The organism is Frigoribacterium sp. CFBP 13605, from assembly GCF_014839405.1.
In the GTDB taxonomy this organism is placed as follows: Bacteria; Actinomycetota; Actinomycetes; order Actinomycetales; family Microbacteriaceae; genus Frigoribacterium.
Genome location: NZ_JACYNS010000145.1, coordinates 1 through 5002 on the forward strand (window position 1 = coordinate 1; position 5002 = coordinate 5002).

Annotated in this window: 5 protein-coding genes; 4 read left to right on the plus strand and 1 reads right to left on the minus strand. The window is 74.2% G+C overall.

Annotation, left to right across the window (positions count from 1 at the left end):
* A partial coding sequence (locus IFT36_RS15070; protein WP_200413561.1) for an FUSC family protein occupies positions 1-587 on the plus strand: 587 nt, incomplete at its 5' end.
* 31 nt (positions 588-618) lie between these two features.
* Here the strand turns inward: IFT36_RS15070 and IFT36_RS15075 are convergent.
* Positions 619-864, minus strand: a complete 246-nt coding sequence (locus tag IFT36_RS15075; RefSeq protein WP_123571699.1) for a hypothetical protein — start codon at positions 862-864, stop codon at positions 619-621.
* Positions 865-927: 63 nt separating this feature from the next.
* Between IFT36_RS15075 and IFT36_RS15080 the strand changes: the two genes are divergently transcribed.
* The 3 genes from IFT36_RS15080 to IFT36_RS15090 form a co-directional block, all read left to right on the plus strand.
* On the plus strand, positions 928-1209 hold the full coding sequence (locus IFT36_RS15080; RefSeq protein ID WP_056043124.1) for a hypothetical protein: 282 nt from the start codon (positions 928-930) through the stop codon (positions 1207-1209).
* Positions 1210-1392: 183 nt separating this feature from the next.
* Positions 1393-2415, plus strand: a complete 1023-nt coding sequence (locus IFT36_RS15085) for a 3-oxoacyl-ACP synthase III (protein WP_056043127.1) — start codon at positions 1393-1395, stop codon at positions 2413-2415.
* Positions 2412-5002, plus strand: a 2591-nt coding sequence (locus tag IFT36_RS15090; RefSeq protein WP_307785129.1) for an alpha/beta fold hydrolase, incomplete at its 3' end; no start/stop codon positions are given. The genes IFT36_RS15085 and IFT36_RS15090, both read left to right, overlap by 4 nt.

A 5002-nucleotide genomic window follows, 5' to 3' on the forward strand; every position in this document is an offset into this window, starting at 1 on the left:
TCGCCCTGCTCGCGTCGCTCGCGGGCGTGCTGCTGCCCGCCGGTCGTCGCGCGCTCGCGACCGTCGACGGACGCCGATGGAGGCGCGGGCCCCGTCCCCTGGACGGCCGGCGGACGGTCGTGCACGCCGCCGTCTGCCTGGTCGCCTCGATCGCGGCCGGGCTGATCAGCCTCGGTCTCGGCGTGCAGAGCCCGTACTGGGCCATGGTGTCGGCCGTGGTACCCGTCGTGGGGACCGCGACGGCGGGCCAGCTCGTGCGGGCCGGCCACCGCCTCCTCGGCACCCTCGTCGGGGTGGGCCTCGCCGCTCTGCTGCTGGCGTGGCACCCCGGGGTCGCGGCCCTGATCGTCGCCTTCGGCGTGCTCCAGTTCGCGACCGAGCTGCTGATCGTCCGCAACTACGGGCTCGCGCTGGTCACCATCACGCCCATGGCGCTCGGCATGCGGGCACTCGGCGGCGCACCCGTCGACGGGGGCGCCCTCGTGGCGGCCCGGACGGCCGACACCGCCATCGGGGTGGGCGTGGTGGTCGTCGTGCTCCTCGCGACGCACCGGCTGCGGAGGCCCCGGCCGGAGGCGTCCGTCTGACCCGAGGGGCCGGGTGGCCCCGGCCGAGCGGTCAGGCCTGGCGCGCCCTCGCCCGGCGGCCGTCCTTGCTCCACCAGACCAGGTCGGCGACGCCCTGCGCGACCAGCAGCACGGCGACGATCAGGATGATGACGGTGATCGCCTGGACCGGCACCCCCGAGGCGATGTTGAGCACCTGCACGACGAGGCCGAACAGGCCGATCAGCACCTCGAACACGGCGGGCACCACGGCACCCGTCTTCGTCAGGGTGAACCAGGGTCGCCGCAGGTCGCTCATGCACCCGAGGGTACAAGGTGCGCGGGCTACGATCGCCGGGACCCGATCCGCCGAGGAGGCACCGTGCGACGACGCGACGTCCACGTCGATCCCGACGTGCCGAACTGGCTGCTGACCAAACGCGGCGGCCTCGCCCTGCCCCTCGTCACGTCGTTCTGCGCGCTCGTCGTGATCGCGAGCATCGTCGCCGCCCTGACGGTCGGCGGCGGCCACGTCACCGTCGTCACCGTCGTCGTCGTCGCCGCCGGCCTGGGTGCCGTCACCTGGGCGGTGGCCGACCTCGTCTGGTGGACGCGCGACGACCGCCGTCGCATCGTCCGGCTGCCCCGCGACCCCGGGGCCTGACGCCGGAACCCCCGGTCACATGCCGTTCATGGCATGGACGTGCCCCGTCAACCTGGCAACCACCCAGCGTGCGCCGCCGTAAACTGACTGATGCACCGAACCGGTGCCCACGACGTTCGGCTCCGCTCGCGACCCCGCGCGCGCGTGCAGCCCCACCCCGCCACAACTCGACAGGGAGTTCCGTTGAACGGAAACGCTACGACCCGGCACAGCAACGTCGCGTTGCTGTCGGTCACCAGCACCATGGCCGACCGGGTCACCACCTCCGAGAGCATCGACGAGAAGCTCGGCCCCGTGCTCAAGCGCCTCAAGCTGCCCACGGGCCTGCTGCAGCGCGTCGCCGGCGTGTACGAGCGCCGCAACTGGAGCACCGAGCAGAGCTTCGACGCGGCGGCGATCGACGCCGGCAAGCGGGCGCTGGCCGAGGCCGGCATCCGCCCCGACCAGGTCGGCCTGCTGATCAACACGTCGGTCACGCGCCCCCACCTCGAGCCCTCGGTCGCCGTGCGCCTGCACCACGGCCTCGGCCTGCCCTCGTCGGCCACGAACTTCGACATCGCCAACGCCTGCCTCGGCTTCGTCAACGGCATGACCCTCGCAGCCCAGCTGATCGACGCGGGTCAGATCGACTACGCCGTCATCATCGACGGCGAGGACGCCGACGACGTCCAGGTCAACACGATCGATCGCCTCCTCACCAAGGGCTACGGCCGCGACGACTTCATGAGCGAGTTCGCCAGCCTCACCCTGGGCTCCGGGGCCGCCGCCGCCGTCATCGGCCGTGCCGACCTCCACCCCGAGGGCCACCGCATCGTCGGCGGCGTCACCCGCGCCGCCACCGAGAACTACGACCTCTGCGTCGGCAGCGTCGACGGCATGTTCACCGACGCCAAGGCCCTGCTCAAGCGCGGCATGGAACTCGTCGTCTCGGCCTGGAAAGAGGCCAAGCGCGACTGGAACTGGCAGCGCATGGACCGCTACATCATGCATCAGGTCAGCGACGTGCACACGGGTGCCTTCGTCAAGGCCGCCGGCATCGACAAGAAGCTCGTCCCGCTCACCTACCCGACCCTCGGCAACGTGGGCCCGGCGTCGATCCCGATCACGCTGGTCGAAGAGAGCAAAACCCTCAGCAAGGGCGACCGCGTCCTGTTGATGGGCGTCGGCTCGGGCATCAACACCGCGATGATGGAGCTCGCCTGGTGAGTCGGCTCCCGCGGTCCGCCTCCGCCACGGCGCCGGCGTCACGTCCCCCCGCGGGTCTCGACGGGCTCGACCCGTCGTGGTCGCGTCTCGTCGACGTGCCGTACGGGCTCGGCGCACACCGCGCCTCCCGCACCTGGCACGTCCTCGACAACGCCGAAGCGCTGGCCGAGGTCGGCGCCGAACCGGTCGGCACCATCCTCTGCGTGCACGGCAACCCGACCTGGTCGTACCTCTGGCGCCGCCTCGTCGCCCGCACGGTCGAGACGGCCGTCGCCGGGGGGCCCGCGTGGCGCGTCGTCGCGGTCGACCAGCTCGACATGGGCTTCTCCGAGCGCACGGGCTCGCCGCAGACGCTGGCCCGCCGCGTCGCCGACCTGGGCGACCTCACCGACGCCCTCGAGGTCACCGGGCCCGTCGTCACCCTCGGCCACGACTGGGGCGGCGTCGTCTCGATGGGCTGGGCGGTCGACCACCCCGACCAGCTGGCCGGGCTCATGCTGCTCAACACCGCGATCCACCAGCCCGAGGGCGAGAAGATCCCCGCTCCCCTGCGCCTGACCCTCGCCCGCGGCGTGCTGGGCCGGGCGACCGTCGGCACCACCGGGTTCCTCGACGTGACCCTCGGCCTCGCCCACCCGCCGCTCTCGCCCGAGGTGAAGGCCGGCTTCCGTGCCCCGTACCGCCAGGCCGACCGCCGCGGCGGCATCGGTGGCTTCGTGGCCGACATCCCGGTCGACGACGGGCACGTCAGCAGCCCCGAGCTCGACCGCATCGCCGAGGGCCTGCGCGGCCTCACCGTGCCGGCCCTGATGCTCTGGGGCCCGCGCGATCCGATCTTCTCGGACCGGTACCTCGACGACCTGGTCGACCGCCTGCCGCACGCCGACGTGCACCGTTTCGAGGGTGCGGGCCACCTCGTCGCCGAGGACGTCGACTACGCCGGAGCCGTGCTCACCTGGCTGGGCGACCGGCTGCCCGGCGGGACGGCCGCCGTCGACGCCCCGGCCCGGGCCGCCACCGAGGCCCGAGTCGCCACCCCGGTCGGAACCGAGGAGGCGCGGGTCGCCTCCCCGCAGGACCGCCCGCTCTGGTCGTACCTGGACTCCCTGGCCGACAGCCCGGCCACCGCGCTCGTCGAGATGGCACCCGCGGGTGCCGACGGCCCGCGTTCGATCAGCTGGAGCCTGCTCGCCCGTCGCGTCCACGAGATCGCGCTCGGCCTGCGGAAGCACGGCGTGCGCCCGGGCGACCGCGTCTCGCTGCTCGTCCAGCCCGGTGCCGACCTGACCGCGGTGCTCTACGCCTGCGTCCGCCTCGGTGCCGTCGTGGTCGTGGCCGACGCCGGTCTCGGCGTGCGCGGCCTGACCCGCGCCGTCCGCGGCGCGTGGCCCGACCACGTGATCGGCCAGCTCCCGGGACTCACGGCGGCCACCGCCCTCGGTTGGCCGGGCCGCAAGATCTCCACGACGACGTTGTCGCCGGTCGCCGCCCGGGCACTCGGCGTCGAGGCGTCGCTGCCCGAGATCGCCGCCCTCGGCCGTCGTGCCCACGGTGCCCTCGCCGAGCTGCCCGACGCCCCCACATCCGACGCCGAGGCCGCCATCCTGTTCACCTCGGGCTCGACCGGCCCCGCGAAGGGCGTCGTCTACCGGCACGGCCAGCTGACGGCCCTGCGCGACGCCCTGGCCGAGCAGTACGACGTCGGTCCGGGCACGGGCCTGGTGGCCGGCTTCGCCCCGTTCGCCCTGCTGGGCCCCGCGCTCGGGGCGACGAGCGTCACCCCCGACATGGACGTCACGAAGCCGCGCACCCTCACCGCCCGGGCCGTCGCGGCCTCCACGGCGGCGGTGGACGCCACCGTGGTGTTCCTCTCCCCCGCCGCGCTCGCCAACGTCGTCGCGACGTCGGACGACCTCGACGACGCGGACCACCGCGCGCTGGCCGGCGTCGAGACCTTCCTGTCGGCGGGTGCGCCCGTCTCCGAGGCGCTGCTGGCGGCGGCCGGCGACCTCATGCCGAACGCGACGCCCCACACGCCCTACGGCATGACCGAGGGCCTGCTGATGACCGACGTCACGCTCGAGGGCGTGCGCTCCGCGGCCGCCGACCGCGAGGCAGCCGTCGCCGCGGGTGCGCCCGACGCCGGCGGGGTCTGCGTCGGGCTGCCCGGCGCGACCACGACGGTGCGGATCGCTCCGCTCGACGACGGGGGTCGCGCCTCCTCGGCGTTCACCGACGCCCCCGGCGTCACGGGCGAGATCATCGTCTCGGCGCCCCACGTCGAGGACCACTACGACCGCCTCTGGCTGACGCACCGCCTCAGCCGCCTGGGCTCGACCGCCGAGACCCGCTGGCACCGCACCGGCGACGTCGGGCACCTCGACGCCCAGGGCCGACTCTGGGTCGAGGGCCGCCTGCCCCACGTGATGACGACGTCGACGGGCGTGCTGACGCCGGTCGCGTCCGAACAGGCCGTGGAGGCGCGGGCCGCCATCGCGCGCGCCGCCGTCGTCGGCGTCGGTCCGGCCGGCACCCAGCAGGTCGTCGTCGTGGCCGAGACCGTCCCCCCGGCTCGTCGCCCGGGGCT

What these genes read in the sequence shown, in the direction of transcription:
- IFT36_RS15075 (WP_123571699.1), bottom strand. Translation starts at nt 864, where the DNA reads ATGAGCGACCTGCGGCGACCCTGGTTCACCCTGACGAAGACGGGTGCC.